Origin of the sequence: Bacillus pinisoli (genome assembly GCF_023036475.1) — a bacterium.
Classification (GTDB): domain Bacteria; phylum Bacillota; class Bacilli; order Bacillales; family SA4; genus Bacillus_BS; species Bacillus_BS pinisoli.
Genome location: NZ_JAJQKI010000003.1, coordinates 114906 through 139679, shown reverse-complemented (window position 1 = coordinate 139679; position 24774 = coordinate 114906). Strand labels below are relative to the sequence as shown.

28 protein-coding genes and 1 other annotated feature (1 of these 29 cut by a window edge) are annotated in these 24774 nt (G+C 38.9%); of the genes, 23 read left to right on the top strand and 5 right to left on the bottom strand.

Annotated features, from left to right (window positions below; translation table 11 throughout):
• Positions 1–58 (top strand) — a sequence feature (ribosomal protein L21 leader region) (it extends 22 nt beyond the left edge of the window).
• Between the two features lie 13 nt (positions 59–71).
• The 6 genes from rplU (at position 72) to pheA (ending at position 4182) form a co-directional block, all read left to right on the top strand.
• Positions 72–380 (top strand): 50S ribosomal protein L21, encoded by a 309-nt coding sequence (gene rplU / locus LT143_RS05360; protein ID WP_246940820.1) that lies wholly within the window; start codon positions 72–74, stop codon positions 378–380.
• Positions 381–391: 11 nt separating this feature from the next.
• Positions 392–727, top strand: a complete 336-nt coding sequence (locus LT143_RS05355; RefSeq protein WP_246940817.1) for a ribosomal-processing cysteine protease Prp — start codon at positions 392–394, stop codon at positions 725–727.
• Between the two features lie 12 nt (positions 728–739).
• The gene (gene rpmA, locus LT143_RS05350) at positions 740–1030 is read left to right on the top strand and encodes a 50S ribosomal protein L27 (protein ID WP_246940814.1); all 291 of its coding nucleotides are present in this window, start codon (positions 740–742) and stop codon (positions 1028–1030) included.
• Between the two features lie 210 nt (positions 1031–1240).
• The gene (locus LT143_RS05345) at positions 1241–1786 is read left to right on the top strand and encodes a Spo0B C-terminal domain-containing protein (protein WP_246940811.1); all 546 of its coding nucleotides are present in this window, start codon (positions 1241–1243) and stop codon (positions 1784–1786) included.
• A gap of 72 nt (positions 1787–1858) precedes the next feature.
• Positions 1859–3148: a GTPase ObgE gene (gene obgE, locus LT143_RS05340; RefSeq protein ID WP_246940808.1), complete on the top strand. Its 1290-nt coding sequence runs from the start codon at positions 1859–1861 to the stop codon at positions 3146–3148.
• A gap of 188 nt (positions 3149–3336) precedes the next feature.
• Complete coding sequence (gene pheA / locus LT143_RS05335; RefSeq protein ID WP_246941517.1) at positions 3337–4182, top strand: prephenate dehydratase; 846 nt, start codon at positions 3337–3339, stop codon at positions 4180–4182.
• Between the two features lie 90 nt (positions 4183–4272).
• Here pheA and LT143_RS05330 read toward each other — a convergent pair whose 3' ends face one another.
• On the bottom strand, positions 4273–4806 hold the full coding sequence (locus tag LT143_RS05330; protein WP_246940806.1) for a transcription repressor NadR: 534 nt from the start codon (positions 4804–4806) through the stop codon (positions 4273–4275).
• Between the two features lie 9 nt (positions 4807–4815).
• Complete coding sequence (locus LT143_RS05325; RefSeq protein ID WP_246940803.1) at positions 4816–5955, bottom strand: IscS subfamily cysteine desulfurase; 1140 nt, start codon at positions 5953–5955, stop codon at positions 4816–4818.
• A 169-nt stretch (positions 5956–6124) separates the two neighbouring features.
• On the opposite strand from LT143_RS05325, the gene nadB reads away from it, so the two are divergent.
• The 6 genes from nadB (at position 6125) to LT143_RS05295 (ending at position 13401) form a co-directional block, all read left to right on the top strand.
• Entirely contained in the window at positions 6125–7660 is a 1536-nt protein-coding gene (gene nadB / locus LT143_RS05320; protein ID WP_246940800.1) for an L-aspartate oxidase, read from the top strand.
• 9 nt (positions 7661–7669) lie between these two features.
• A complete protein-coding gene (gene nadC, locus LT143_RS05315) occupies positions 7670–8521 on the top strand; it encodes a carboxylating nicotinate-nucleotide diphosphorylase (protein ID WP_246940796.1) in 852 nt (283 codons plus the stop codon).
• The gene (gene nadA, locus LT143_RS05310; protein WP_246940793.1) at positions 8522–9628 is read left to right on the top strand and encodes a quinolinate synthase NadA; all 1107 of its coding nucleotides are present in this window, start codon (positions 8522–8524) and stop codon (positions 9626–9628) included. It begins immediately after the preceding gene.
• A 174-nt stretch (positions 9629–9802) separates the two neighbouring features.
• Positions 9803–11311 (top strand): SafA/ExsA family spore coat assembly protein, encoded by a 1509-nt coding sequence (gene safA, locus LT143_RS20360; RefSeq protein WP_336296590.1) that lies wholly within the window; start codon positions 9803–9805, stop codon positions 11309–11311.
• Positions 11312–11640: 329 nt separating this feature from the next.
• The gene (gene nadE, locus LT143_RS05300) at positions 11641–12381 is read left to right on the top strand and encodes an NAD(+) synthase (RefSeq protein ID WP_246940790.1); all 741 of its coding nucleotides are present in this window, start codon (positions 11641–11643) and stop codon (positions 12379–12381) included.
• A 126-nt stretch (positions 12382–12507) separates the two neighbouring features.
• Positions 12508–13401 (top strand): YhcN/YlaJ family sporulation lipoprotein, encoded by an 894-nt coding sequence (locus LT143_RS05295; RefSeq protein WP_246940787.1) that lies wholly within the window; start codon positions 12508–12510, stop codon positions 13399–13401.
• A gap of 60 nt (positions 13402–13461) precedes the next feature.
• Here the strand turns inward: LT143_RS05295 and LT143_RS05290 are convergent, their stop codons facing one another.
• Entirely contained in the window at positions 13462–13839 is a 378-nt protein-coding gene (locus LT143_RS05290; RefSeq protein WP_246940784.1) for a hypothetical protein, read from the bottom strand.
• A 184-nt stretch (positions 13840–14023) separates the two neighbouring features.
• Between LT143_RS05290 and LT143_RS05285 the strand changes: the two genes are divergently transcribed.
• The 7 genes from LT143_RS05285 (at position 14024) to yajC (ending at position 19011) form a co-directional block, all read left to right on the top strand.
• Positions 14024–14563 carry a BofC C-terminal domain-containing protein gene (locus tag LT143_RS05285; RefSeq protein ID WP_246940781.1) on the top strand — a complete coding sequence of 180 codons (540 nt, stop codon included), beginning with the start codon at positions 14024–14026 and terminating at the stop codon, positions 14561–14563.
• A gap of 97 nt (positions 14564–14660) precedes the next feature.
• Positions 14661–15269 (top strand): Holliday junction branch migration protein RuvA, encoded by a 609-nt coding sequence (ruvA, locus tag LT143_RS05280; protein WP_246940778.1) that lies wholly within the window; start codon positions 14661–14663, stop codon positions 15267–15269.
• A 21-nt stretch (positions 15270–15290) separates the two neighbouring features.
• On the top strand, positions 15291–16289 hold the full coding sequence (ruvB, locus tag LT143_RS05275) for a Holliday junction branch migration DNA helicase RuvB (protein WP_246940775.1): 999 nt from the start codon (positions 15291–15293) through the stop codon (positions 16287–16289).
• On the top strand, positions 16286–16486 hold the full coding sequence (locus tag LT143_RS05270; protein WP_246941515.1) for a DUF2905 domain-containing protein: 201 nt from the start codon (positions 16286–16288) through the stop codon (positions 16484–16486). The genes ruvB and LT143_RS05270 overlap by 4 nt, the downstream gene beginning before the upstream one ends.
• A 30-nt stretch (positions 16487–16516) precedes the next feature.
• Entirely contained in the window at positions 16517–17566 is a 1050-nt protein-coding gene (gene queA / locus LT143_RS05265; protein ID WP_246940772.1) for a tRNA preQ1(34) S-adenosylmethionine ribosyltransferase-isomerase QueA, read from the top strand.
• Entirely contained in the window at positions 17563–18702 is a 1140-nt protein-coding gene (gene tgt / locus LT143_RS05260) for a tRNA guanosine(34) transglycosylase Tgt (protein ID WP_246940769.1), read from the top strand. Before queA ends, tgt begins: the two co-directional genes overlap by 4 nt.
• Before the next feature lie 48 nt (positions 18703–18750).
• On the top strand, positions 18751–19011 hold the full coding sequence (gene yajC / locus LT143_RS05255; protein ID WP_246940766.1) for a preprotein translocase subunit YajC: 261 nt from the start codon (positions 18751–18753) through the stop codon (positions 19009–19011).
• 215 nt (positions 19012–19226) lie between these two features.
• Here yajC and LT143_RS05250 read toward each other — a convergent pair whose 3' ends face one another.
• Complete coding sequence (locus LT143_RS05250; RefSeq protein WP_246940761.1) at positions 19227–19613, bottom strand: TIGR04086 family membrane protein; 387 nt, start codon at positions 19611–19613, stop codon at positions 19227–19229.
• A gap of 234 nt (positions 19614–19847) precedes the next feature.
• Here LT143_RS05250 and LT143_RS05245 point away from each other — a divergent pair, with 234 nt between their 5' ends.
• Both LT143_RS05245 and LT143_RS05240 read left to right on the top strand, forming a co-directional pair.
• Positions 19848–21137 carry an ArsB/NhaD family transporter gene (locus LT143_RS05245; protein WP_246940758.1) on the top strand — a complete coding sequence of 430 codons (1290 nt, stop codon included), beginning with the start codon at positions 19848–19850 and terminating at the stop codon, positions 21135–21137.
• Positions 21138–21237: 100 nt separating this feature from the next.
• Entirely contained in the window at positions 21238–21879 is a 642-nt protein-coding gene (locus tag LT143_RS05240) for a DUF421 domain-containing protein (RefSeq protein WP_246940755.1), read from the top strand.
• A gap of 104 nt (positions 21880–21983) precedes the next feature.
• On the opposite strand, the gene spoVB is transcribed toward LT143_RS05240, so the two are convergent.
• Positions 21984–23540: a stage V sporulation protein B gene (spoVB, locus tag LT143_RS05235; RefSeq protein ID WP_246940752.1), complete on the bottom strand. Its 1557-nt coding sequence runs from the start codon at positions 23538–23540 to the stop codon at positions 21984–21986.
• A gap of 272 nt (positions 23541–23812) precedes the next feature.
• Between spoVB and LT143_RS05230 the strand changes: the two genes are divergently transcribed.
• Together LT143_RS05230 and LT143_RS05225 are read left to right on the top strand one after the other, a co-directional pair.
• Positions 23813–24307: a COG2426 family protein gene (locus LT143_RS05230; protein ID WP_246940749.1), complete on the top strand. Its 495-nt coding sequence runs from the start codon at positions 23813–23815 to the stop codon at positions 24305–24307.
• 110 nt (positions 24308–24417) lie between these two features.
• Positions 24418–24678, top strand: coding sequence for a post-transcriptional regulator (locus LT143_RS05225; RefSeq protein WP_246940746.1), 261 nt, complete (start codon positions 24418–24420; stop codon positions 24676–24678).
• Positions 24679–24774: the final 96 nt, after the last annotated feature.

Here is a 24774-nt window from a genome sequence, read left to right as displayed (position 1 = left end):
CAGGTAATAAATGTTGGTGAAAGCCTACATACCTGCGATGGCGAGTCTGGGTATAATGAGGAGGTGCAAGTATGTACGCAATTATTGAAACTGGCGGTAAGCAAATTAAAGTTGAAGAAGGTCAAGCAGTTTACATTGAAAAATTAAACGCTGATCAAGGTGAGACTGTTACATTTGACAAGGTTCTTTTCGTTGGTGGTGACAATGTTAAAGTTGGTAGCCCACTAGTTGAAGGAGCTACTGTAACTGCTACGGTTGAAAAGCAAGGTCGTGGAAAGAAGTTAACTATCTTCAAGTACAAGGCTAAGAAGAACCAACACCGTAAGCAAGGTCATCGTCAACCTTACACTAAAGTTGTCATCGAAAAGATCAACGGGTAAGGTTTAACTGAATGATTAAAGTTACAATTAACCGAGCCTCTACTCAGCAGCTAAAGTCGGTCACGATTTCTGGTCATGCTGAATATGATGAGCCTGGAAAAGATATTGTTTGTGCAGGGGTATCTGCTGTCACATTTGGTGCAGCAAACGCAGTAGAAATACTGTGTGGTATTGCACTTCATGTTGAACAAGGAAAGAGTGGTTTTCTTCATTTTGTTATTCCGTCTATTACTGATGGGGACAAGCTGGAGAAGGTTCTTTTCTTAATGGAAGGTATGCTTGTTTCACTAAGGACAATAGAGAGATCCTATACGGATTTTATAAACATTACGGAAGAAGTTAGGTAGGAGGTGGAAAGAATGTTAAGATTAGATCTTCAGTTTTTCGCATCTAAAAAGGGAGTAGGTTCTACAAAGAACGGACGTGACTCTATCTCAAAGCGCCTTGGTGCTAAGCGCGCTGATGGACAATTCGTTTCTGGTGGTTCAATCCTATACCGTCAACGTGGTACTAAGATTTACCCTGGTTTAAACGTTGGTCGTGGTGGTGACGATACACTATACGCAAAGGTTGATGGAGTGGTTAAGTTCGAACGTCTTGGCCGTGACCGTAAGCAAGTAAGTGTATACCCAGCTGCTCAAGAAGCATAAAATTTACCCTATCATAAACTCTAGCCTTGTTAGGTTAGAGTTTATTTTTTTCTTATAGATTGTCTGTTATAATATCAATATTAAAGCGTTGTTTACATATAAATTTTTGTTAAAGCAAACAGATATAGAAAGCAACTATCTTAATAAAATAAACCTAATATATAGAACGGCAAAAAGTTTTTCCTGCGCTGGACGATAAGGGGGGAGACCATGAATGAGAAGGATTGGAATATTGTAGATATTTTAAGACACTCTCGCCATGATTGGTTAAATAAATTACAACTGATAAAGGGGAATTTAGCCCTACAACGAGTTGACCGAGTGAAAGAAATTATCGAAGAAATTGTAATAGAAACACAAAATGAAGCGAAATTGACTAATCTACAGCTCCCAAACTTAGCAGGTTACTTGCTAACATATAATTGGGATTCGCATCATTTCTCTCTTGAATTCGAAGTACTAGGGGATACATATAACTTAGAACATGTTGATGAATTGATAAAAGATTGGTGTAAACAATTTTTTACAATATTGGACCAATCCGTTCAAAATGGTACAGAGAATCATTTGAGTATTTCCATCCATCCGACAGACACAGAAGTTCGTTTCTTTTTTGATTTTAGTGGAACAATAATAGATACCGGTTTATTATCGGAATGGTTGGACTCCTCAAATCAAGATGAGTCCATCGTTATACAAGATACACATGTTAGTAATCTTGAGCTTACAGTAGAGCTCATGGTTCGTTATAAGTAAAATATATAGACTGTTTTTGTATGAGGTACAAAACGTCTAAGATCACACATAGAAAAAGAGTGGTGGTAAAAAGTGTTTGTCGATCAGGTCAGAATATATGTTAAAGGCGGAGACGGCGGGAATGGCATAGTTGCCTATCGCCGAGAAAAATATATACCAAAAGGTGGACCAGCTGGTGGTGACGGAGGTAAAGGTGCTGACGTCATTTTTGAAGTGGAAGAGGGCTTACGTACCTTAATGGATTTCCGTTTTAAAAAGCATTTTAAGGCAAGCCGTGGGGAACATGGTATGTCTTCTAATCAGCATGGAAAAAATGCTAAGCCGATGGTTGTAAAAGTTCCTCCGGGGACAGTTGTTATTGATGAAAAAACAAATGATGTCATTGCTGACTTAGTACAACATGGCCAAAGAGCGGTAATTGCTAAGGGAGGAAGAGGAGGAAGAGGAAACTCTAGATTTGCTTCTCCTTCAAATCCAGCACCTGAAATAGCCGAAAATGGTGAACCAGGTCAAGAACGTAATGTTACGTTAGAGTTAAAAGTCTTAGCTGATGTCGGATTAGTCGGTTTTCCGAGTGTTGGAAAATCAACCTTACTTTCGGTTGTTTCTGCAGCTAAGCCAAAGATTGCTGAATATCATTTTACGACCATTGTACCGAACCTAGGTGTCGTACAAGTTGAGGATGGTAGAAGCTTTGTTATGGCAGATTTACCAGGACTAATTGAGGGCGCTCACCAAGGTGTTGGGCTTGGCCATCAATTCCTTCGTCATATTGAAAGAACAAGAGTTATTGTTCATGTAATTGACATGGCTGCAACAGAAGGAAGAGATCCTTACGAAGATTATGTCACGATAAATGCTGAATTAAAAGAATACAATCTACGACTAACAGAGCGTCCACAAGTCATTGTAGCTAATAAAATGGACATGCCTGGTGCTGAAGAAAATCTTCAAGCATTCAAAGAAAAGCTAGAAGAGGATGTAAAGATCTTCCCGATTTCAGCTATTACAAGACAGGGGACAAGGGAACTACTCTATACAGTCGCAGATATACTTGATCAAACGGAAGAGTTTCCATTATATAAAGAAGAAGAAGATACAACAGATAATCGTGTTGTATATAAGCATGAAGCAGATCCAAGGAAGTTCTTTATTTCTCGTGATGATGACGGTGCTTATGTCCTTACAGGTGAAGAAATTGAGAAGCTGTTCAAAATGACGGACTTCTCTAGAGATGAATCTGTTCAGCGGTTTGCAAGACAACTCAGAACGATGGGTGTCGATGACGAGCTTCGTGAACGTGGTGCAAAGGACGGCGACACAATCAGGTTGTTAGAATTTGAATTCGAATTTGTTGATTAATCAGGCGCTTTTCTAAGATTATTTTGCTTTTTAGTGATAATCGTTAGAAAACAGCTCTTTGTTGGAGATACTTTTTTTACTATTCCTTAAGGATAAAAGGGAGAATCCCCTCTTATCCTTGAGGAATATTTGTTATATCTAGGGAAATTGAGGGCGTTAGCGCCTTTGTTCTAGGGGGAGTTTACGTGATTACGGTTGGCTACTTAGGTCCAAAAGCTACTTTTACTGAATATGCGGTGAAAAACTTATTTAAAGAGGAAAAAAGAATACCTTTTGCTTCTATTCATGGTTGCTTAGATGCGGTGAAAAATGGTGATGTTTCTTTTGGTGTGGTTCCACTTGAAAATACGATTGAAGGTTCTGTCACCCCTACGTTAGATTATCTGATTCATGATCATCCATTGACCATTGTTGGAGAAATTGTGGTCCCTATTCAACAACATTTTATGGTGCATCCTAGTCATATTCACCAGCTGGAACAGCTAGAGACCATTTACTCTCATCCACATGCACTAGCTCAGTGTAGGAAGCACTTAGCTTTGAACTATAAAGATGCGGAGCAAATCCAGACTTTATCTACAAGTGCTGCTGCACAACTAGTGGCCAATCATCCTACTCAATTAGCGGCAGCGATTGCAAACGAGCTAGCAGCTGAGGAATATGGATTAACGATTGTTGAAAGAGATATTCAAGACTACAATATTAATCATACTCGTTTTATTATTGTTCAAAATGAGGAGAAAGAATTTCCATTCTCTAGTAAACCTCACGAGAAAACAACCCTTATTATTACGCTCCCACTTGATCAATCAGGTGCCTTACATCAAGTACTGTCCGCATTTGCTTGGAGAAAGATAAATCTCACCAAAATTGAATCTCGTCCTATGAAAACAGGTTTAGGCAATTATTTATTTATCATTGATATTGATCAAGCCATTGACGAAGTGCTAATCCCAGGTGCGATTGCTGAACTCGAAGCATTAGGATGTGGAGTTATCTCACTTGGAAGTTATCCAGTTTTTGAAGTGAAGTAGTACTTTCTGTGGAAGAGCTCAGTTATATATGGATAAAAAAGAACCGCCTGGATATCCAAGCGGTTCTTTTCTATATAGTAAGACTATCAATTAAGCTTCTATTAAAAATCCTCGTTCTTTTAATGCCAGACAGGCACTTGTGATTTTCTCCTTAGCATCTGCTTCTACCGTATGAAGATGTAGACCATCCGTTAGCTGTGACAATAGTGGTGCATTTGTTACCTTTAGCTTTCTTAGGAATTGCTCTACTTCCATTCGATTGCTTACCCGAACTAATGCAGATAAGTCACCATATACAGGATGTTCAATTCTAACATCTTTTACCGTTACACCATGGTCTACCATTATAAACAATTCCTCCATTGTTTCCTCTGGTGTATGCTGACAGACAATCACCTCTTGAAATAATCCTTGCTCCTGTGTTGAGGTAAGGTATATATAGCCTTCAGAGGTAGCGACGATCGGTTCGTCCTTTGCTTTTAACAGCGAGATATCTTGTACAATCACCTGGCGACTGACATTGGCTCTATCTGCTAGGTCTGAACCTGTTAGGGGTGTTTCAGCTGTTTTTAACCATTGTAATAATAATGATCTTCGCTCTTCACCTAAGAGCTTTTTCTTCATAGACTACACCTACTTTTTTTGGTAAGTTGAAATGATATTTTCTAATGTTTGCAGTGTTTGGTCAATCTCTAATGTTGTCGTCCATTTTCCAAAAGAAATACGAACGAATTGCTTTGCAGATGAAGCATCCTTTCCAATCGCAATCATTGTCTTGGAAGGAGCCTGTTTTCCTACTGAACATGCACTTCCTGTAGATATCGCTAACCCATGTCGATTGCATTCTAGCATTGCGTATTGCCCTTCCATTCCTTGGATAGATAAACCAAGAATATGTGGAAGTGTATGTGTTGAGTTACCTTCAATTTGTATAGGTAGTTGTCTTTCTATTATGCCATTTAAAAAATGATTTCTTAGCTGTAGTAAGCGGTCTGTTTCTTTTTCTAAATCCTCATGAATGAGTTGTGCTGCGCTTAAAAAGCTCGCGATCCCAGGCACGTTAACCGTTCCTGGTCGAAATCCCTTTTCATGGGATGTGCCTTCAAAGTAAGGTGTCCATTGAAGTTGAGGATTTATATAACAAGCTCCTACTCCTTTCGGTCCATAAAGCTTGTGACTAGATATAGATAAACTATCTATATAACTTGTTTTAACATTTATAGGTAGCTTCCCAAAAGTTTGGACACAATCACTATGAAACAAAACATTATGTTCGTGAAGAAGTCTTCCAATTTCTTCAATGGGTTGAATAGTCCCTATCTCGGAATTGGCATGATGAATAGAAGCTAGTATGGTAGTTGGTTGAATGGCTTGCTTTAACTCATCTATATTAATTTGTCCTGTTGAATCAACAGAAAGATAAGTAACTTCAAAACCTTCTTTTTCTAATTGTTGAAATAAGTTGAACACAGAAGAGTGCTCAATTTTAGTTGTTATAAGGTGATTTCCTTTTTTTACATTGCCATGAAGTAAAGAGCGGATCGCAAGGATATTTGATTCAGATCCTCCACTTGTAAAAAATACTCCTTGTCCTTCTCCTGAAATTAGCTTAGCTAATTCTCCTCGACATGTTTCTAATAAATTTGAAGCTTTTGTTCCTATATCATGTAAACTACTTGGGTTTCCATAGAAATGCTTATTCGCTTCTGTAAGAGCTTGTATCGCTTCTTCTCTCATGGGAGTAGTTGCAGCGTAATCTAAGTAAATCAACATGATCATCCTTTTTCATAAATTTTATGAGTAGTATCTATACGTAATTGTTTCTCTATCATATCAAAATCCAAGACCATGTTGTAAAAAAAACTCTTGTCATTAGTTTAAATATATGTAAATATAGGTGTCAAGACAGAAGTAAACACTTAGCTGAATAGGAGGCATTTTTATGCCCAAATCAGATGTTGTGATTGTTGGTAGTGGTTTAGCCGCCCTAGTGGCAGCAAGCCGTTTATGTATGGAGAAGAATGTGATTATTTTCACAAAGTTAACAATAAATAACAGCAATTCTATGCTCGCACAAGGTGGCGTGGCAGCTGCTTTTGCTGAGAACGATAGCTGGAATTCTCACTTTGAGGATACAGTAAATGCTGGTTGTCATCACAATGATGAAACAGCTGTTAGGACGTTGGTACAATATGGTCCACATTTCATAAGAGAGTTCATTGAAAAAGGCATGATTTTTGATAAGGATTCGTTAGGTAACATTCAACTCGGGCAAGAAGGTGCACATTCCAACAGACGGATTTTACATGCTGGTGGGGATGCCACAGGTAAGGCTCTGATTCAGTTTTTTAAACAAAAGTTATCTACTAACGTGCAAATGATTGAGCAAGAGTTTGCAGTGGATTTGATGATTCATGAAGGACGCTGTATTGGAGTAAAAACTGTTAATCAACAAGGTCAGATCATAGACTACTATGCTAATCATGTCATACTTGCGACAGGTGGTTGTGGAGGTCTATATGAGCACTCTTCTAATGATGAAACGGTAGTAGGCGACGGATATGCCATGGCCTTCCGGGCAGGTGCTGAACTTGTAGATATGGAATTTGTACAGTTTCATCCAACACTACTATATGTAAATGGTCGGTGTCCTGGTTTAATTTCGGAAGCAGTTAGAGGTGAAGGGGCAATACTTGTTACAAAAAATGGACGTAGAATCATGGAAGGTGTACATCCTTTGCTTGACTTGGCACCGAGAGATATTGTATCAAGGGCGATTTATGAAGAGGTCAGAAACGGTGAAACGGTTTATTTGGATATTACAATGATTGAGAACTTTACTACACGTTTCCCGACCATCACTGATTTATGTGAGAAAAACGGGGTATCAATTACTGAAGGGAAGATTCCAATTGTGCCTGGTGCTCATTTCATGATGGGAGGAATAAGAGTCAACGAAAATAGTCAGAGTTCCATTCCGGGGTTATATGCAGTAGGTGAAGCTGCCTGCACAGGTGTGCATGGTGCAAACCGACTTGCCAGTAACTCATTACTTGAAGGAATTGTGTTCTCAAACCTCATGGCAGACTACATTTTACAAACAGAAGACCGTCCGATCGAAATGACAAGTCTATCAACAAGTAGAGCTAGTTTGTATAGTCGTAACCTGCCAACCAAGTCTTTTATTCAGAAAACGATGATGAATGCAGTTGGGATAGTCCGGAAGAAAGAGGAACTTGAAAAAGTGGTCAAAGTATTTGAGCCCTATGTTTACCATGGACCAAGTATTCATCCATCTAATCAAGAACAGATTGAATTATTAAATATGGTGACCACTGCTTGGCTTATTGCAAGTTCTGCATTAGAGAGAGAAGAGAGCAGAGGTGGACATTTTCGGTTGGATTTCCCAGAGACTATTCTAAGCTTTGAGAAGAAACGAATTACGCAAGTACTGAAGAAACAAGCTGTTGTCAATTAGGGGGCATATATGAATATCATTAAACTTCGTGAAGAGCTTAAACGGTTTTTAATTGAGGACATTGGTGAGCATGATGTGACCACATCATCCATTTTCCCTACTACTCAGGTTGGTGAAGGGAATATCATAGCAAAAGAGGCTGGAGTACTGGCAGGTGTTGAAATTATTAAGGAGTGCCTGCATCTATTTGATCCAACCATAGCAGTTACTTTGTATAAGCTTGATGGAGAATCTCTTGAACCTGGAGATGTGATTGCTAAGGTAAAAGGGCCGATTGTGCATTTATTAACGGGAGAACGAATTATTTTAAATTTACTTCAACGCATGAGTGGCATTGCTAGTTTAACAAGAACGGCAGTAAATGCTTTAAATAGCGAGCATACAAAGATATGCGATACAAGAAAAACAACACCTGGTCTTCGTATGTTTGAAAAGTATGCCGTTACATGTGGTGGGGGCTCAAATCATCGGTTCGGGTTGTATGATGGTGTGATGATTAAAGATAATCACATTGCGTTTAGCGGGTCTATAACAAATGCAGTGAAAGCAGTTAGAGCGAAGACAGGCCACATGGTCAAAATTGAAGTGGAAACTGAATCTAGGGAAGATGTATTAGAAGCAATCGAGGCGGGAGCAGACGTTATTATGTTTGATAATAGAGAACCGAGTGAGGTTCTGGAGTTTGTCAAATTAGTTCCAAAGCATATCGTCACAGAGGCTTCGGGGGGAATTACAGTTGATCGCTTAGCAGAGTATGGAAAAACAGGAGTGGATTATATTTCTTTAGGCATGCTAACTCATTCGTACAAAGCACTTGATATAAGTTTTGTGACAGGATGGAAAAGTGAGGGGGAGAAATAAATGAACATATTAGAAGCGTTAAAAACAACCGAGCATCAATTGCCAGAAAGATATAGAACGATGTCAGTTGAAGAAATGGAAAATCGCGTTCGAGACATCAAGAAAGCATTTGGTGAGAAGCTCTTTATACCAGGACATCATTATCAAAAAGATGAAGTAATTCAGTTTGCTGATGCTACAGGGGATTCCTTACAATTAGCACAAGAGTCCGCTGCTAATACTTCAGCAGAATATATTGTTTTCTGTGGAGTTCATTTTATGGCAGAAACCGCGGATATTTTAACCACTCCAGACCAAAAGGTAATCCTTCCAGATATGCGAGCCGGTTGTTCTATGGCAGATATGGCAGATATCCATCAAACAGAACGAGCTTGGGAAAAATTAATGAATATATTTGGAGATACAATTCTTCCACTTACGTATGTAAACTCGACAGCTGCGATTAAAGCTTTTTGTGGAAAGAACGGGGGAGCTACGGTAACTTCTTCTAATGCCACCAGTATGGTTGCATGGGCGTTCACCCAAAAAGAACGTATCCTATTCTTACCAGATCAACATTTAGGCAGAAACACGGCCTTTGACTTAGGTGTTCCACTAGACCAAATGGCAATCTGGGATCCAATCAAAGATGAACTAGAATATGAAGGTAACGTGGAAGACATTAAAGTAATTCTGTGGAAAGGCCACTGCTCTGTACATGAAAACTTTACCGTCCAAAATATTGCATCTATAAGAGAACAACAACCAGACATGAATATTATCGTACATCCTGAATGTAGCCGTGAGGTCGTCGCCTTATCTGACTATGCAGGATCAACAAAATATATTATCGACACCATTGAGAAAGCCCCAGCAGGCACCAAATGGGCAATCGGAACAGAGATGAACCTAGTAAAAAGAATCATCTCAAACCATCCAGATAAAGAAATTATCTCGCTCAACCCATATATGTGTCCATGCCTAACGATGAATCGTATCGACCTACCACATTTACTATGGTCACTTGAAACACTCGAAGCAGGAAACATACAAAATCAAATTACAGTCGAAAAGTCGATTGCTGATCACGCCATCCTCGCATTAAACAGAATGTTAGAACGCGCCTAAAAGCCAGGGAACTCCTGGCTTTTTTTGTTCATTCGACAAAATTCGGGTGGTGCCTGTCACCTGTCGAGGTGACATATTTTCTCTTGTTCGTGCATAAAGTTGTGATGAGAAAGAGTGGCAATTAGGCGAATGTTGCATAGACTGATAAAGAATTTGCCATGGGAGGGATATTTCGTGAAAATCCATATTGTTCAAAAGGGTGATACTCTTTGGAAAATCGCGCAAAAGTACGGTGTTGATTTTGAAGAGTTGAAGCAAATGAATACTCAATTAAGTAATCCAGACATGATTATGCCCGGAATGAAAATAAAGGTACCTACTGCAGGAGTACCGGTGAAGAAAGAAGCTCCTGTATCTCCAGTTCAAGAAGCACCAGTGAAAGAAATGCCTGTTGCTCCAATTCAAGAAGAAGTGAAGGAGCCTTTTAAAGATTTATCTCCTGCTCCGACACCAGTTGTGAAGGAAGCACCTATTCAGACTGAAGCACCAAAGCCTAAAATGCCATATGTACCAAAGCTGCCACAGCTTCCTCAGTTAGAAATGGATATTAATAATTATTATGTGAACATGGCGTACCAAAATGCACCAATTAATATGGCACCTCAACCTAAAGCACCAACTCAAGTAGCTGGTGTGGAAGATGAAGCAGATGAGCCAGTAACACCAACTGCTCCGGCACCTGAATTGCCAACACAACAAGCTCCACTTGGAGAAGGTTATTGTGTACCAGTAACAGGTATCATGCCAGGTGATGGTTTTAATACAAGTCCGTATGGTCCAGTTCCTTCATTTGGACCAGGCGCTATGCCAACACCATATCCGGGTCAACCAGGTTATCCTACGCCAGGTTATCCTACCGGAGTTGCAGGGGTAGAAGACGAATTTGATGATATGCCAGAAATGCCTGCATATCCAGGATTCCAACCAGGATTTGCACCACAGCCATTCCCACAAGGGGGAGGAGCATTTCCGGGCTATCCAGGAGCTCCAGGGGTAGCACCATATCCAGAAGATGATGACATGGACGGAGTACCAAGTTATGGTTATCCAGGCTCACAACCAGGTCATGGATACCCTATGCAACCAGGTTATCCAACTACACCAGGTTATGGAATGCCTAGCTACGGGACACCTTATCAACCAGGATTCCAAGCTCCGGCACCTGGCTATGGATATCCGACAGGAGCTCAACCTTCTGGAGCAGAAGAAGGTTTTGATCCTACTGCTGGTGTACCAGGCTATCCAACAATGCAACCAGGTTTTGGTGGAGCCCCAGGCTATCCAACAGCACAACCAGGATACGGTGGAGCCCCAGGCTACCCAACAGCACAACCAGGTTTTGGAGGAGCCCCAGGCTATCCAACAGCGCAACCAGGCTTCGGAGGAGCCCCAGGCTATCCAACAGCGCAACCAGGCTTCGGAGGAGCCCCAGGCTATCCAACAGCACAACCAGGTTACGGAGGAGCCCCAGGCTACCCACCAGCACAACCAGGTTTTGGAGGAGCCCCAGGCTACCTAACAGCACAACCAGGATACGGTGGAATACCAGGAGGCTACCCATCAACGCAACCAAGCTTCGGAGGAGTACCAGGTTATCCAACAGGTCACCCAGGTTACCCTGCACAAGGTCCATTAGGAATGCCAGATTTTAATGATGATGATGATGACGATTTTAACTTATAAAGATAAGATTAATAAATGCGGTTCTTAGAATACCGGAATCGGCAAAATATATTAGCGAGCGTGAATTCACATACGAATTCACGCTTTTAATTTTTTTCAATGTTTTTGGGATGTCATCATCATTGCTTTATGAATTGGGAGATACTATGTGCGAAACAGGTGCTCAACGTTGCAGACGAGGCTGTAACGCAATGGAATGAAGTAGTTATTATTATAATCTCCATATTAGCGAAAACAATTAAGTGAAAAGGAAATGTGTATTATTCTTTTAGAATAATTATCCATTATGATAAGATATGAGAAACAAGATCCGGAAGGGAAGAAAAGAAATGGAGCAAAAGATTGAGAAACTGGTACAGTGGTTACAAGACAAAGTAAAAGAAGCAGGATTAAACGGTGCAATAGTTGGGATTAGCGGAGGCATTGATTCTGCAGTGGTTACTCATTTAATTAAGCGTGCATTTCCTGAACAGTCTTTAGGACTAATTATGCCGTGTAAAAGTAATCCTCACGATCAACAAGATGCGTTAAAGGTTGTTGAAAGTAGTGGGATTAATCATTTAGTAATAGATTTAACCTCTACTCATCAAACACTTTTTTCTCAAATTGAGGAACAACTTAAGCAAACTAGTCAATGGAATGAGAAGGCGGCAAAATTGGGTGACGCAAACACAAGAGCGAGATTGCGTATGACTACCTTATATGCCGTTGCTAATAATTTTGGCTATTTAGTAGTAGGGACCGATAATGCAGCCGAATGGCACACTGGTTACTTTACTAAGTATGGGGATGGCGGAGTTGATCTTGTTCCTTTAGTACATTTCACAAAGGGAGAAGTACGTGAACTTGCGGTTGCCCTTGGTGTTCCTGAAGATGTAATAACAAAAGCTCCAAGTGCTGGGTTATGGGAAGGCCAAACTGATGAAAATGAAATGGGCACCACTTACAATATGATTGATAAGTATTTAAAAGGTGAGGAAGTGCCAGAAGAAGATCGACTAATTATTGAGAAGCTACATAATCAGTCACATCACAAGCGTGAGTTAGCTGCAGCGCCACCAAAATTTTAATTAGTGGAATTACTTCACGATACTACCGATATATAACAGATTAAATACCTCTCATACATGCCAAGATAGTAAGGAGTGTTTAACACACTCAAATACGATCTAACATCACTGTGGGGGGTATTTGCGTTGAATAAAAAAGTAATATACACACTGTCGACTGCCTTTTTATTAAGTGGACTAACTGCATGTAATAATGCAGATGAAGGGGCTATGGGGAACGACTATAACGGAACAAGACAAGTGGGATACTACTCTGACGAAAATGCAAATGGGAATGCCATTTTACCAGAACGTGATAACGATGGACCTGTAACAGAAATGCTAGATCGTACCGCTGATAATGATGATTATGACCGTGATAGAAATACAAATAATCGCGGTGTTGGTAACATCGGAACAAGAGATGATGGTTTTATTGATGATCGAGGGAATAATGGGGCACGTAATGTAGGATTTAACAACAATCTTACTCGTGGAAACTACGGGCAGTATAACAATTACACCTTAGATGATTATGGAAATAATCAGGGTGTAAATAATCCTACAAGACCTTATGGGAATGACAATGGGATGGCCCGTAATAATCAGTATTCTCGCACAGATTATAACTATCATGGTCAAATGGCCGATAGAGATAATAACAAGAAGTCTTCCTACAACAATAACTACAATGGTCGTTTAGCTGAGGAAATTTCAAATCGAGCTGAACAAGTAGCGAATGTTGAGGATGTTAGAACCATTATCAGTGGAAATGAAGTACTAGTTGCAGTTGATACCAATGACCGTAATGATGTAAGAGTAAAAGATAAAGTAAGAGCTGCCATTCAATCAGTTGCAGCTGGTAAAGATGTAAAAGTGGTAACAGACGAATCCATTTTTACAAGAGCTCGAAATATCGATAATGAGTTACAAGATGGTGGCCCAACAGATGATCTTGATGCAGATGTACGTGACATGTTCCAAGAAATTGGAGAAGAAATTGATGATGCTGTCCGTACACCATTCCGTGACACAAAATAACAATAACAATAACAATAACAATAACAAAAAGAGCAGGCAATGCCTGCTCTTTTAATTTGTCTATTCGTTAATGAATTTTTTCCATGCTTCGTAATAAATTTTGGCATCCGAATGAAGCCAATTTTGTGCGGCTTTCATCTCGAACAGCTCAACATGGTTTTGGTAGACACGCTTGGCAAAATGTAAATTAGAATCTCTTACATACATATTAAACAAATTAAGAATTTTTTTATCAGACATGGTCAAGGTTTCAATGGATCCATCTTCCTTTTCTGCTTTAATAATCATGACGAATTCTTTAGCATTCTTGCTTAATAAATTATATGTTTTAGCCTCGGTTAATCGGTCCCACTCTTTATAAATGATTTCCCTTGCTTTTGTATATCGAGATTCATCGCACATTTTATTAACTAAAATGATTACACTTTCTGTTTTCATAAGTTCACCTCATAATGAGACTCTAACATTCTAATTATTGATGTAAAATAGTGGATAGTCAATCATTTTTATGGAGACAATATAGATATAAACATGATTGGATAAAATTACATTGGATGGAGAGACTATACTACTGTTTACCTATTTATTAGATTAGATTATTAGGAAAAAAGAGGTGTATACCATGAAACTTAGTCAGTATACAAAAATCCTCTGGTTAGGACTTCTACTATTTAGTCTTACAGGGATTCTAATCACAGCAGCAGAAGAATCAAAGAGCCCCGTTCCAACTAACAATGAAGCTCAGGAAGTAACAGGGCCATTAACCATTACAGTTATCTTAGAACGTGTATACTTAGACGGTGAAGTGAGTGAAGAAATCAAAGAAGAAACAATATGGTCCATGGAAGACTTTTGGTCTGAATATGAATCTTGGCAGCTTGTTGACCAAGATGAAGATTTAGTTGTCTTTCAGCAAAATATAGATGATATTTCACCATTGTTAAAAGCAAATGGTTATTTTGGCATAACAAGTAACGGCACATTAACGATCTTTAACGGAAAACCAAGTATCGACAATGTTATCCAATCTTTTTATCAAATTGATGTAAGTAGATTAGAAAGCAGACAGCATGAAGAACTAAAACAGGGAATACCTATACAGTCGAAGGATAATTATGTAGAGGTATTAGAGGTGTTTAAGCCGTTTTCCACCTCCCCATAAAGCAGCAAGGTGAACCTTAAAAAGGTTCGCCTTGTTTTATGTTGTAGTTTAGTTTTTATGCTAAAATAGATACAGCTTAAATAGGGGAGAGAGTAAGTTGATTGAGTTTATTAGAGGAACAGTTGTAGATATTAATCCAGAGTATGTTGTGCTGGATCATCAAGGAATGGGCTACTTAATTCATGCACCCAATCCTTATATATATGAATTAAATAAAAGTGAAACAGTTATTTATACGTATCAGCATGTAAGAGAAGATGTATTAGCTTTATATGGTTTTCCGACCCGAAAGGATCGCGCATTATTTATGAAGCTTTTAAATGTAACAGGTATTGGACCAAAAGGTGCTCTTGCCATTTTAGCCTTCGGAAGACCAGATCAAGTCGTGACTGCAATCGAAGAAGAAAACGAAGCCTTCTTAATAAAATTTCCTGGCGTTGGAAAGAAGACTGCCAGACAAATTATTCTAGATTTAAAAGGCAAGGTGGCAGAGCTTGTAGATCTAGAGTTGGTTCCAAGTATCTTTGCAGTAAACGATCAGAAGGAAGAAACAAACCAAGCAATGGAAGAAGCACTAGAGGCATTAAAAGTACTTGGTTATGCTGAACGTGAAATACGTAAAGTTATTCCTTATCTTGAGAAGGAATCTATGACAACTGACCAATATATTAAGCTTGCTTTGCAGAAGCTTGTACAAGGGAAATAATAGAAGAAGGGAGGGACTACGATGGACGAACGCCTAGTATCCGTCGATGCTACCTATGAAGAAGAGTCATTAGATCAAACTCTTCGTCCTCAATTGTTAGAATCTTATATCGGACAAACTCAGGTAAAGGAAAACCTAAAAGTATTTATTGAAGCCGCTAAAATGAGAAATGAAACATTAGATCATGTCCTTTTATATGGACCACCAGGGCTTGGAAAAACGACTCTTGCCACAATTATTGCGAATGAGATGGGAGTTCAGATTAGAACGACTTCTGGACCAGCTATTGAGCGACCTGGTGACTTAGCTGCTATTTTAACGGCACTTGAGCCTGGTGACGTCCTGTTTATCGATGAAATTCATCGATTGCAAAGATCTATTGAGGAAGTTCTTTATCCAGCTATGGAGGATTTCTGCCTAGATATTGTCATCGGCAAAGGGCCTTCAGCGAGATCTGTAAGAATTGACCTCCCTCCATTTACTCTGGTAGGAGCAACCACGAGAGCAGGGGCATTATCCGCTCCTCTTCGTGACCGATTTGGTGTTTTGAGCCGCTTAGAATATTATAATGTAGAACAGCTATCAGGCATTGTAGATAGAGCCGCTTCCATCCTACAGGTTGATATAGATAAGGAAGCAACGGTTGAAATTGCAAGGAGATCTAGGGGAACACCTAGAATAGCTAACCGTCTTTTAAGGAGAGTTCGTGATTTTGCACAAGTTAAAGGAGACGGCTCCATAAAGGATGATATTACAAAAGAAGCGTTAGAAATGCTTCAGGTCGACCGATTAGGACTTGATCATATTGACCATAAATTAATAATAGGGATCATTGAAAAGTTTCGGGGAGGTCCGGTCGGACTTGATACAATCGCAGCAACGATTGGAGAGGAATCACACACGATTGAAGATGTCTATGAACCGTACCTTCTTCAAATTGGATTCTTGCAACGAACTCCTCGTGGACGAATTGTAACGGATCTTGCTTACCGCCATTTTAATATGGAGGTGCCAGAATAGTGGAAATGCCAAAACTGTTAATGGTAGCAGGATTTGTTTTATTAGTCGTTGGGATGCTTTGGCATTTTGTCGGAAGGTTACCAGGTGACTTTGTGTTTAAAAAAGGAAATGTTACATTTTATTTCCCAATTGTTACTTCTATTGTTGTCAGTATTGTATTGTCGCTACTATTTTATCTAATTGGACGATTTAGATAAATAAATTTTAATTGAAATAGGTGAATGTATTTGAAAGTCGATTTATTTGATTTTGAACTTCCAGAAGAGCTAATTGCGCAGACTCCGTTACAAGACAGGGAAGCGTCAAGGCTAATGGTTCTTGATAAAAAAACAGGTGAAATTCAGCATGAAACAACGTTTAGATCTATTCTTTCTTACTTAAAGAAGGGAGATTGCCTTGTATTAAATGATACTCGTGTTCTTCCTGCTAGACTATATGGGTTAAAAGAAGAAACGGGTGCAAAGGTTGAAGTGCTATTATTAAAACAGTTAGGTGAAGACCAGTGGGAAACACTAGTGAAACCGGCAAAGCGAGTGACGGAAGGGACCGTTATTACGTTTGGAGATGGAAAGTTAAAAGCAACATGTGTTGGGTCTAGTGAATATGGTGGACGAATTTTCAAGTTCTCCTATGAGGGGATTTTTTATGAGGTTCTTGAAGAACTAGGTGAAATGCCGCTCCCACCTTATATTCAAGAGCAATTAGGTGATCAAGAACGATATCAAACCGTTTTTTCTAGAGAAATGGGTTCAGCGGCCGCTCCAACAGCGGGCTTGCACTTTACAGAAGAGCTTCTACAAGATGTAAGAAACATGGGTGTACATATAGCGTTTATTACTCTTCATGTAGGTTTGGGAACATTTAGACCAGTTACCGCTGAAACTGTTGATGAGCATGATATGCACGCTGAGTTTTATCAGATGACAGAAGGGACTGCTCGCTTACTAAATGAAGTAAGAGAACAGGGCGGTCGCATCATTACGGTTGGAACAACTTCTACTCGTACGTTAGAAACCATTGCGGGACAAAATGATGGAAAGTTCGAAGAATCATCTGGTTGGACAAGCATATTTATTTTTCCAGGGTATGAATTTAAAGGTATTGATGGGATGATTACCAATTTCCATCTTCCAAAATCAACGTTAATTATGCTAATAAGTGCACTAGCGGGCAGAGAGCATGTCATTCATGCCTACAAAGAGGCAGTAAAAGAAAAGTATAGATTTTTCAGCTTTGGAGATGCCATGCTTATAATTGAAGGGGGTAAACAACAATGACAGCAATCAAATATGAATTCATAAAAGCATGTAAACAAACAGGAGCACGACTTGGAAAAGTCCATACCCCACACGGCTCTTTTGATACACCAGCCTTTATGCCTGTTGGTACATTAGCGACGGTAAAAACGATGGCCCCAGAAGATTTAGAGACAATGGGAGCAGGTATTATCTTAAGTAATACGTATCATTTATGGCTTCGTCCAGGACATGAAATTATTAGAGAGGCTGGCGGATTACATAAATTTATGAATTGGGACCGGGCCATTTTAACTGATTCAGGCGGTTTCCAAGTATTCAGTTTAAGTGATCTTCGTAAAATTGAAGAAGAAGGAGTTCACTTCCGCAATCATTTAAATGGTGAGAAGCTGTTCCTTTCTCCTGAAGGAGCTATGGAGATTCAAAATGCATTAGGATCGGATATCATGATGGCTTTTGACGAGTGTCCACCTTATCCAGCAGAATTTGATTATATGAAAAAATCAGTAGAACGAACGAGTAGATGGGCAGAACGTTGCTTGGCAGCTCATCAACGACCACATGACCAAGGCCTATTTGGAATTATTCAAGGTGGAGAGTATGAAGAGCTTCGTAAATTAAGTGCAAGTGATCTAGTATCAATGGATTTCCCAGGCTACGCCATTGGTGGTTTATCCGTTGGAGAGCCTAAAGATGTAATGAATCGCGTGCTAGAATTTACAACTCCACTTATGCCAAGTAACAAACCTAGATATTTAATGGGAGTGGGTTCTCCAGATTCACTTATTGATGGAGCTGTACGTGGAATTGATATGTTTGATTGTGTATTACCGACACGAATTGCACGTAATGGTACATGTATGACAAGTGAAGGACGACTAGTCGTGAGAAATGCAAAATATGAGCGCGACTTTGGCCCAATCGATCCTAATTGTGACTGTTACACATGCCGAAATTATTCAAGAGCTTATATTCGTCACTTGATTAAATGTAGTGAAACATTCGGAATGAGATTAACGACTTATCATAATCTCTATTTTCTGTTAAAATTAATGGAGCAGGTTAGACAAGCAATACGCGAGGATCGCTTAGGTGATTTTAGGGAAGAGTTTTTTGAAGCATACGGATTTAATAAACCAAATGCAAAAAATTTCTAGTCATGAGCTTGGCCAACTTTGAGTATACAATAGAAAGGGGTGAAATAAATGGAAATGCTAACATCTATTGGACCATTAATTTTAATGTTTGCTATTTTTTATTTCTTGTTAATTCGTCCTCAGCAAAAAAAGCAAAAGGCAATTAGACAAATGCAAGCGGACCTGAAAAAAGGTGACAAGATTGTAACAATCGGTGGTTTACACGGTATTGTTGATGGAATTGATGAAGGAACTATCGTTATTAAGGTAACTGACGGTTCTAGACTTGCATTCGATCGTGCAGCAGTGCGTGACGTAGTACAAAACTAACACATGAAAGAGCGGGTAGTGTTTCCGCTCTTTTTTTGTTGTAGAAAAAGTGGTTTTGTGCAATTAAGCGCTAGTTATGTGCAATTTCTAGCCATTAGTGTGCAATCCTTTATCAGAACTGTGCAATTCTGGTCAAGTTCTGTGCAATTATACCTATTAGGGTATGCGGCGAACACAAAAAAAGTGGGGAACTCCGCCCCACTTTGCTAGTACTATTAAGTAGTTGGTTTACCACCTGCAATATTTACCCCCATAATGCCACCAAACACCGCAGTTGCAAGGTAACCTAGATGATAAAAGGTTTGTTCTGTTGAAAACCCAGATTCCTTACCAAGGAATTGATACAACATCACAATGCATGTAAATACTAAGGCAGTTGCACCGCCCATCATCCAACCTTTCTCTTTACCTTTGCCACCGGAAATAAATCCTCCCGCAAATAAAGCGAAGAATGATAATGTCATGATTACCCATTGCAATGATGTCTCCTGTAAATCAGTGAATCGTAATAATAGCGAAAATACTAAACTACATGTAAGGATAATCAAAAGAATTGTTAAAACACCAAACATGACTGCAGTGACCATATTTCTTGCATTCATCCTGACTACTCCCTCCCTAAGACATTCTATTAGCCAGATATGCCTAGCCAAGCTCTTTAGAACAAGCATATTCAGGAGATCTACATTTTAGAAGGTTCTTTTATAAAACTTTGTAGCTTTCTACTCATACTGAAGAGAAAGTAACTATTCGAACAGATTAGTTTTAAGCATGTCCCTACTTTTCTTATCATAGGATGAGATATAGGATACTTGAAGGCTAGGGGTGGAAGAGAAGTGATCACGGTCTTAACATGCATAATCTTTATCGTAAGTTATCTGATCATTATTACAGACAAGATAGACCGTACATTAGTAGCAGGTATGGGTGGAGTTTTAATGCTGATTGTTGGAGTTTTTGATACTGAAAAAGCATTTATCTCCTACATTGATTGGAATACAATTGCTTTGTTATTTGCCATGATGATCTTAGTATCGGTTACAAGCAAAACAGGGATTTTTGAGTTTGTAGCCATTTATATTGCCAAGGTAGTCAAAGGTCATGCCATTCCACTTTTGTTTATGATTTCTCTAGTGACAGCGCTTGGTTCTGCATTTTTAGCTAATGTTACAACTGTTTTATTGTTAGTTCCGATTCTTTTCAAAATTGTGCGTATATTGGAAGTACCAGCTCTCCCTTATTTAGTCGGCATTATTTTATCCGCAAACATAGGTGGAACTGCCACTTTAATTGGAGACCCACCAAATATGATGATTGGCCAATCTGTAAAGCATTTGACGTTTAATGCATTCCTCCTGCATTTATCACCTATCACTATTCTTATTTTTCTAACAATCATGACAGGTATGATCTATCTATATCGTGACAGGCTTTATGTTAGTGAAGCAAATCGATTAAGGCTTTTGGCCTTAGATCCAAAGCAATACATTAATAAAGACTCTTCCTTACTTCCTTCACTACTTGTTTTATTTGTTACAATAAGTGGCTTTGTCTTAAATCCCCTTTTGCATATTGAGCTGACAAGCATTGCATTAGCTGGTGCGGTCTTAATCCTATTAGTAACTCGTGAAACCATTAAAACGGAAGATATATTCAAAGAGGTTGATTGGGCAACCTTGTTTTTCTTTATTGGTTTGTTCCTTTTGGTCGGTGGAATCGAAGAAGTAGGTATTATTGATGAACTTGCCAGAAGCATTATTTACTACACGGAGGGAGATTTACCTAAGACGGCTATTCTTATTTTATGGTTAACCGGAATATTTTCAGGGATTGTCGATAACATCCCGTTTGTAGCTGCGATGATCCCAGTCATCTTAGAGTTTAAGGATTATGGAATGACTAATCTTGATCCACTCTGGTGGTCGCTAGCTTTAGGAGCATGTCTTGGAGGTAACGGAACGTTACTGGGAGCATCCTCCAACTTGGTCGTAGTAGGATTAGCGTTGAAAGAAAAGGTTCATATTCAATTTATTGATTTCTTAAAAATAGGTATTCCCGTAGTTTTTGCTTCACTGATCATGTGTACCATCTATATCTATTTCCGTTATCTGTTACCATTTTTATAGCATATTGGAAAATCCTTTAGCTCATGAAATTGTGATGGTGGTGAAAACTAATCATGAACTCATGAGAAAAAGGCCTTTTTAAAGGAGGATTTTAAAGAAAGTGGAGTATGTCTCAATTATTATTCGTACTCTCTTTTTATATGCGCTTATCGTTTTTATTTTTCGAATGATGGGGAAAAGGGAGATTGGGGAGCTTAGCATACTGGATTTAGTTGTGTTCATTATGATCGCAGAAACTGCGGTCGTGGGGATTGAGGCAACAAATAAACCGATTTTCGAATCTATCTTACCCATGCTATTATTAATGCTCATCCAAATATCGTTAGCAACCATCTCGTTAAAAAGTAAAAAAGTAAGAGAGTTACTTGATGGAAAACCTACTATGCTCATTGAAAATGGTAAAATTAAAGAAAAAGAAATGCGAAAGCAACGCTATAATTTTGACGATTTACTAACACAGTTACGCGACAAGAATATTAACAACTTGGCAGATGTAGAATTCGCCATTCTAGAACCGACAGGAAAGTTATCTGTGTTTGAAAAGGATCATAAAAAACAGAGTACACTTCATCTTCCACTCATTGTGGATGGGGTCGTACAAGAGCAACATTTAAAAATACTAGATCAGACAAATCTTTGGCTCCGCCAGCAGCTCCGTGATCTTGGTTATCGAGATATTAAGAAAATCTCCTTCTGTAGCTTTGACAACGGCACCTTCTATATTGATTTAATTGATGAGTAATAACCACACCATTCGCTACATGATGGTGTGGTTATTCTTTGTTAACAGGTATTCAAACACACAGAAAGGGTAAGCATAATGCTTACCCTTGGTTACTGTCAATTTTACCTCCCAATATACTTCCCGATAAAAGGAATCCTTCGTAATTCATCTTTGTGAACAAGTTTAAAGAAAACAAGAAGAATGATATAAACGATGGATGTCACAACAATTGCAAGTAGTGTACGCGTAACTAGTGAAGAGCTGTTTAACGCATATAAGAAGAAATAATGTCCCGCCATTCCAGCAAGAATCATGGTAATAAAACTTTTAACATACTCACGTACATAAATGGTATAAGAAATCACTTTTATGACGGTGGAGAAGTGTAATAGTGTAACCAACATGATACTAACAACGATGGCTAAGGCTGCCCCCATAATTCCTAACTCTGGTCGCGTAGCTAATGCGAAGATGACAGCAATTTTGATAACAGCTCCAATTAAGCTGTTAATCATCGCTGCTTTTGCTAAATCAAGTGCTTGTAAAACAGCTTGTAATGGCCCTTGGAAATAGAAGAAGATAAAGAAGGGTGCCATTACCTTTACATAGATGGCAGCAGAAGACGAACCATACATTAACTGCATCACTGGTTCTGCAAACACGTATAGAACAACAACGGCTAATCCACCTGATACAAAGGATAATCTTAATGCTTGTTGAAGTCGATGCTCAATTAAGGTTGTTTTATTTTTCGCTGCTGCTTCACTAATTGCAGGAACGAGCGAAACAGATAAGGAATACGTAATAAATGATGGTAAAAATAATAGTGGCAAAGCATAGCCAGTAAGTTCTCCATATTGCTTTGTTGCTATAGCAGTAGTTAAACCTGCAATCGCCAAACTCTGTGTCACAACAATCGGTTCAAAGAAATAAGCGACCGATCCAATTAAACGGCTGCCGGTTGTAGGAACTGCAATCGCCATCAGACTATTAAATGTTTCTTTACCAGATTTAACTGATTGAAAAAAGTTTTTTCGAACCCTTACTCGCTTTTTTAATTTAAACATCATAACCATATACAGAAGTGAAGCTAGTTCACCAAATACAACAGAGATCATAGCTCCGGCTGCAGCAAATTCTACGCCATACGGTAGAAAGGCCTTTGTGAAAACAGCAACTAATGTAATTCTCACAATTTGTTCTATAACCTGCGAGTAGGCAGCAGGCCTCATATTCTGTCGGCCCTGGAAATATCCTCTTAACACAGCTGAAATAGCCACAATTGGCACAATCGGTGAGATGGCGATTAACGGATAATACGTTCTCTCATCTGTTAACAATGTCTGTGATAAAAGAGGTGCTAGTAAAACCATACCGGTTGTGAAAAGGATACTCAACCCACCTGTTAGAGCTAATGAAACGACGAGGATTTTTTTGATTCTTCTTTTGTCGCCTACCGCTTCAGCCTCAGCCACTAGCTTTGAGATGGCAACTGGTAACCCCATTTGAGTGAGTGTAATGGTCAGGAGTAATGTAGGTACCGCCATCATATAGAGACCTACGCCTTCCTCACCCATAATTCTTGCAACCACAATTCTATTCACGAAACCGAGAACCCTTGTGATTAATCCAGCTAAAATTAAAATTAATGTACCTTGTAAAAAGGTTTGTTTCGACATGTGCTACCCTACCTTCTCAAACGCAGTGTAATCATATACAATAACTATATGCGTGATAGAGGGCCAAGCATGACAGAAAGAGGACAACATATGTAGGAATATATGTGGGAGTTTTTATCGCTGAATGAACATGCTATGGAAAGCTGCTCTTTTTCAACGTTATATCTATTAAAGGTTTAAGTAAGTTTTAGAATAGAACGTATGTGAATATAATCTCCATATCTATTTCTAGTCGAATGATATACCTACTACCAAGAAAGGAGATTTTTAAAATGAAAGAAAAAATTAGTGATTACCTTGTTCAGAATCTTACGTTTCTTCCACCAGAATTAATTGTTTTAGTCGTATCAGCTATGCCGATCCTAGAATTAAGAGGAGGACTACCACTAGCCTATCTTCATTATGACTTTTCTCTTGCTAAGTCCTTTATATTAAGTGTGATAGGTAATATACTTCCAATCATACCAATTCTTTTATTATTTCAACCGGTTAGTAAATGGTTATTACGATTCAACTGGTATAATAAGCTGTATAACTGGTTACATAAGCGTACAATGAGGAAAAGTAAGGACATTGAAAAGTACGGAGCATTAGGTTTAATGCTATTCACTGCAGTGCCCCTACCGACAACAGGCGCGTATAGTGCGTGTGTGGCTGCATTGCTGTTTTCAATAAGATTCCACTATGCATTCTTCGCTATTAGTCTTGGTGTAGTGGTTGCAGGAATTTTAGTTAGCCTTGGTTTACTATCTTTCTCCATTTTTTAATTAGGCTCTTGCAACAATCTTTAATATTCCAGCCTTTAGCTAAAACAAGGAGATTGTTGAGAGAAAATAGAATCTATACATCATATGAAAGTTAGACTAGGAGGATTTATATGAATTGGGATGAGTTGCGAGAATATATTCAGCCTGCCATTCAAAGTAAGGTTGAAGAATTTCATCTGTATGGCTTCAACCGTGCCAATGAAAACGAGGTATGGGACTGCTTAAAGAAAAAGAAATGGAAAAAGCTTGAGGAGCCTAAACCCCTGCGTGACATGGTAAACGATGTTTTAAGATTATCGACGACAGAGTACATGAGTTTTATAACGGTTGAAGCATATAGAGAGCCTTTTGTATTTCCTTCTTCTCCTTAATTCAGCAAGGACAAATTGACAGGGCATATAGATTCTTCCATAATGAAACGGTACATACTTGTAGGTAGCAATTATATTTTTATACGAAGGCTCTTA

Coding starts and splice junctions, on each gene's coding strand:
- LT143_RS05325 (WP_246940803.1), bottom strand. CDS start 5,955: ATGTTGATTTACTTAGATTACGCTGCAACTACTCCCATGAGAGAAGAA.
- LT143_RS05285 (WP_246940781.1), top strand. CDS start 14,024: ATGAAACTTAGTCAGTATACAAAAATCCTCTGGTTAGGACTTCTACTA.
- LT143_RS05230 (WP_246940749.1), top strand. CDS start 23,813: ATGAAAGAAAAAATTAGTGATTACCTTGTTCAGAATCTTACGTTTCTT.
- LT143_RS05290 (WP_246940784.1), bottom strand. CDS start 13,839: ATGAAAACAGAAAGTGTAATCATTTTAGTTAATAAAATGTGCGATGAA.
- nadA (WP_246940793.1), top strand. CDS start 8,522: ATGAACATATTAGAAGCGTTAAAAACAACCGAGCATCAATTGCCAGAA.
- nadE (WP_246940790.1), top strand. CDS start 11,641: ATGGAGCAAAAGATTGAGAAACTGGTACAGTGGTTACAAGACAAAGTA.
- LT143_RS05250 (WP_246940761.1), bottom strand. CDS start 19,613: ATGAATGCAAGAAATATGGTCACTGCAGTCATGTTTGGTGTTTTAACA.
- spoVB (WP_246940752.1), bottom strand. CDS start 23,540: ATGTCGAAACAAACCTTTTTACAAGGTACATTAATTTTAATTTTAGCT.
- LT143_RS05355 (WP_246940817.1), top strand. CDS start 392: ATGATTAAAGTTACAATTAACCGAGCCTCTACTCAGCAGCTAAAGTCG.
- tgt (WP_246940769.1), top strand. CDS start 17,563: ATGACAGCAATCAAATATGAATTCATAAAAGCATGTAAACAAACAGGA.
- nadC (WP_246940796.1), top strand. CDS start 7,670: ATGAATATCATTAAACTTCGTGAAGAGCTTAAACGGTTTTTAATTGAG.
- LT143_RS05225 (WP_246940746.1), top strand. CDS start 24,418: ATGAATTGGGATGAGTTGCGAGAATATATTCAGCCTGCCATTCAAAGT.
- LT143_RS05345 (WP_246940811.1), top strand. CDS start 1,241: ATGAATGAGAAGGATTGGAATATTGTAGATATTTTAAGACACTCTCGC.
- yajC (WP_246940766.1), top strand. CDS start 18,751: ATGGAAATGCTAACATCTATTGGACCATTAATTTTAATGTTTGCTATT.
- rpmA (WP_246940814.1), top strand. CDS start 740: ATGTTAAGATTAGATCTTCAGTTTTTCGCATCTAAAAAGGGAGTAGGT.
- nadB (WP_246940800.1), top strand. CDS start 6,125: ATGCCCAAATCAGATGTTGTGATTGTTGGTAGTGGTTTAGCCGCCCTA.
- LT143_RS05330 (WP_246940806.1), bottom strand. CDS start 4,806: ATGAAGAAAAAGCTCTTAGGTGAAGAGCGAAGATCATTATTATTACAA.
- ruvB (WP_246940775.1), top strand. CDS start 15,291: ATGGACGAACGCCTAGTATCCGTCGATGCTACCTATGAAGAAGAGTCA.
- rplU (WP_246940820.1), top strand. CDS start 72: ATGTACGCAATTATTGAAACTGGCGGTAAGCAAATTAAAGTTGAAGAA.